This window comes from Paenibacillus forsythiae T98, from assembly GCF_000520735.1.
GTDB classification, from domain to species: Bacteria; Bacillota; Bacilli; order Paenibacillales; family Paenibacillaceae; genus Paenibacillus_AQ; species Paenibacillus_AQ forsythiae.
Window position 1 is genome coordinate 1 of sequence record NZ_ASSC01000039.1, and the last position, 3,967, is coordinate 3,967.

At 54.1% G+C, this 3,967-nt stretch carries 3 protein-coding genes and 1 pseudogene; 1 reads left to right on the forward strand and 3 read right to left on the reverse strand.

The window, feature by feature from the left end; genetic code table 11:
- Nucleotides 1–1,467 (reverse strand): endonuclease MutS2 (locus L692_RS0101675; protein ID WP_025696618.1); only part of this gene is annotated, 1,467 nt, incomplete at its 3' end.
- Between the two features lie 156 nt (nucleotides 1,468–1,623).
- Between L692_RS0101675 and L692_RS0101680 the strand changes: the two genes are divergently transcribed.
- Nucleotides 1,624–1,971: a phage holin family protein gene (locus tag L692_RS0101680; protein ID WP_025696620.1), complete on the forward strand. Its 348-nt coding sequence runs from the start codon at nucleotides 1,624–1,626 to the stop codon at nucleotides 1,969–1,971.
- Nucleotides 1,972–2,040: 69 nt separating this feature from the next.
- Here L692_RS0101680 and L692_RS27535 read toward each other — a convergent pair whose 3' ends face one another.
- Together L692_RS27535 and L692_RS32300 are read right to left on the reverse strand one after the other, a co-directional pair.
- A complete protein-coding gene (locus L692_RS27535) occupies nucleotides 2,041–3,111 on the reverse strand; it encodes a GGDEF domain-containing protein (protein ID WP_025696621.1) in 1,071 nt (356 codons plus the stop codon).
- A 441-nt stretch (nucleotides 3,112–3,552) separates the two neighbouring features.
- A pseudogene (locus L692_RS32300) lies at nucleotides 3,553–3,967 on the reverse strand (hypothetical protein); the annotation flags it as partial.

Consider the following 3,967-nt stretch of genomic DNA (forward strand, 5'->3'; position numbering starts at 1 on the left):
GTTGCTTCGGCCCGGAACGCCAACCAGCAGACGGTATGTCGGGCGAAGGCTCTGCACATCGAATTCCATGCTGGCGTTGATGACGCCCTTGCGTTCATACGCATAAGCCTTAAGCTCGCTGTAATGCGTCGTAGCCACCATCCGGCATCCCGTCCGGTGGATATGCTCCAGGATGGCGATGGCCAGCGCGGAGCCTTCCGCCGGGTCCGTTCCCGCTCCGACCTCGTCGAGCAATACCAGGCTTTTGGGAGTCATGCGATTCAGAATGGATATAATATTGGTCATATGGCTGGAGAAGGTGCTCAGGCTCTGCTCGATGCTCTGCTCGTCTCCAATGTCGGCATAAATGGCGTCGAACACGCACATTTGGCTGCCTTCCTCGGCCGGAATGAACAGACCGGACATCGACATCAGGCTGAGCAGCCCGATTGTCTTCAGCGTAACGGTCTTCCCGCCCGTATTCGGGCCGGTCACAATAATGGAGCTGTACTGGTTGCCAAGCTCCACATCCAGCGGAACGACGGACTCTGCGGCAATAAGCGGGTGTCTGCCTTTGCGCAGCTTCAAATAGCCGCGGTCGTTCATCCGGGGACGCGCCGCTTTCATTTCCCGCGCCAGGCGGGCCTTGGCGAATATAAAATCAAGCTGACCGAGAATATCGACGTCATACGCCGTCTCCTCGGCAATTTCACCGACAAGCGCGGTCAGCTTCCGCAGAATGATCTCAATCTCCCGCTCTTCACGCAGCCGCGTCTCCCTGAGCTTGTTGTTCATTGCGACAATCGATTCCGGCTCGATAAACAGCGTTGCTCCCGACCCCGACTGGTCGTGAACGATGCCGCCGAAGTGTGAGCGGTATTCCGCCTTCACCGGAATGACGAACCGGTCGCCGCGGATGGTGACCAGTTGATCCTGCAGCATCTTCGAGACGGAAGAGGAGCGGATCATCGAATCCAGCTTCTCGCGGATTCTTGTCTCGCCGGTTCTAAGCTCCCTGCGGACCTGGGACAGCTCGGCGCTGGCCGAATCGAGCACCTCCGCGTTCTCGTCGATGGCGGAGCGAATGGCGTCCTCCACGGGCTTCTGCTCCGAGACCAGATCGCTCAGTTCAAAGAGCATCGGGATCGGTTCTTCTTCATGCATCGCGGCCAAAAAGCGCTTGACCCGCCGGCCTCCGCCAATGGTGTTCCCTACGGCCAGCAGCTCATGGGGGCCGAGCATTCCGCCGATGGAGGCCCGCTTCAGTGAAGATTTGATATCCGTTATCCCGCCGAAGGACGGCACCCCTTTCAACCGGTCAACCGTCGCCGCCTCGTCCGTCGCCTGAAGCAGCAGCTTGACGGCTTCGAAATCGCCGGAGGGCTTCAGTTTCTCGGCCATGAAGAGTCCCATCGGAGTTTGTATATATTGCGCCAATTTATCTATGATCTTTTGATACTCAAGAGTATGCAAAATCTTGTCGTCCAATTACGGTCACAGCTCCCTTCATTATAGAAATCATTATACCGAATGTGGCTCAATTTCGCTATTTGGGTACGTTTTACCAACATAACGGAGAATGTTTCTGTGTACAATAACCCTTGCACGAATCCTTAAAGCTAAAAAGCAAAGGAGGCTTGTACAGTGAGATTTTTGGGTCATGTTGTCCGCTTCATCGTTTCCGCGCTGGTCCTTCTTGTGGTTGGCTGGATTGTTCCGAATTTCAGCGTCGGCGGCTTCTGGAGCGCCCTTATGCTTGCTCTGGTCATCGCACTGCTGGGGTGGATTGCGGAAGGCATTTTCGGACGCAAAACAACACCGTTCGGCCGCGGTATCGTAGGGTTCCTGGTGAGCGCGCTTGTGATCTGGCTGGCGCAGTTCATTGTGGCGGGCGTTAGCGTATCCATTATCGGCGCTCTCCTCGCAGCTCTGGTCATTGGGATTATTGACCTGTTTCTGCCTGTCTCTACCCCGTTTGAGGCCGGTAAATAACCGGAAATCCCGAAGCGAAAAAAGAAGCCTCCCTGACACCATCCGTGAAAGGGCGGCTTCTTTTGCAGATCAGACCGGCACGGGCTCGTTCTCCCCGGAGGTGACCACCCGGTTCTTGCCGCTGTGTTTGGCCAAATAGAGGGACTCGTCCGTCCTGCGGAACAATAGCTCCTTGCCATCGCCTGCACGGTAGCGGCATAAGCCGATGCTGACGGTAATGGGTCTGCCGCCCGCATAAGGATGCTCCAGTCCGGCTATGTCGGACCGGAGGTCTTCCACCAGCGCATAGGCTTCATCCGGGTCTTTGTCCGTAAAAATAATCGCGAACTCTTCTCCCCCATATCTTGCGGCAAAGTCATTCGGACCGATCATTCTGCCAATCTTCCCCGCAACCTCCTTCAGCACAATGTCTCCAATCCAATGTCCGTATGTATCGTTCACCTGCTTGAAATTGTCAATATCAAACAAGGCGAGCTGCAGACGCAGCCCATTCGTCTCGCACTGCTCCAGCAGCGAGTCCAGATACTCGTGGAAGGTCTTGTGGTTGTAAAGTCCGGTCAGCGCATCAATCTTCAGCAGCTTGTCGGCAATCGCCCGTTCAACCAGCAGCCCCTGCTCCGACTGGGTCAGCTGCTCCAAATATTCATTCGTTTCATGCGCCCGCACGATAACTCCATGCGCGAGGATCACAAATACGATAAAGATGCATTCCATCATCAAAAACTCAGTCAGCGGTTTACTCAGCAGACCCCGCTCCAGCAGGAAATAAATGCCGGCATAATCGAAGAGACTGAGCAGTCCGAAGATGTACAGCATCCTGCGGTCAAAATAAATAAGCGCGGTCATGGCCGGCATCATCAGCGCCATTTGCGCTCCGTCGACATAGGGCAGGCTGACAAAGTACAACAGGCAAGAAATCAAGAACCCGCAGCCGATCACCATCTGCTTCTGAAATCCAAGGTCGGAGCGCAGCCAGATCTCGGCCAGGATGACGCTCAGAAAAATAAGCAAATTGCACAAGATTAACAAATATCCGGCCTGTTCCGAAATAGCGCGGTAAGGTTCCGGCTTCAAGCCGATCAGCGCACAGAAAGCCTGCCCGATCAGCGCAATGGCGGCCAATGCCCAGTATACATTCAATATTCTTCGGTGCCAGACTTCCGTATTCAGTAAAACAGCAGTTCCACTAATGAGAATCCCCTACTTTTAACCTATGTATTTTAATAATAGAATATATGTTCGGTGTCGAACACATAAAGCGACGTTTCATCCCCTGCTTGGTGAGATGAAGTCTCTTGGCCAAGGTGATAAAGTATTCCTTAGTACAATGATTTTCATTATAATAAATTTAAATCGCTTTTGCATCTTTTTAACTTTCTGCAGGAACGGGAAGCATAGCTCCCAAGTCATTGTTCCCGAGCAGACAGGCACGTTCCGAATGAACTGCTCCGTATTTTGCGGCTCAAGGCACAGCCAAATGAGCGCTGACATCATCGTTGAATGATATTAATATTGTTGCCTATTTAAAAGGGCAGCCTCCGGATTTCTCCGCGAGGCTGCCCTTTCATCATGCGCCGCCATTCAACTATCCTGTTCGATAAGTTGAATCCATTCATTATATTCATTTTGCAGCTTGGCATATTCCGCCTGCAGCTTCTGATGCTCCTGGGTAACGCGTTCCAGTTCGCTATGCCGCATTTCGAACTCGGCTTGAAGCAGCCGCAGCTGCCCCTGAACCAGCTCGTAGCTTTCTCCAAGCTCGCCCAGCTTCTGGAGAGCGTCGCTGCGTTCCTGGCTCAGCGAATCGCGCACCCGCTCGCCCTCTTCGGCCTCCTGCTGCCACACCTCGATTTCCTCACGAAGCTTCGCTTCCGTCTCGGCCCACTGCTGCTGCGCCTGCTTCAGCTCCTCATAGCTCGCTCTCCACGATTCGCCGTAGCTCTGCGCTTCACTCAGCCGCTCACGCTGCATCTCGGCGGCAGCCGCGGCCTCCCTG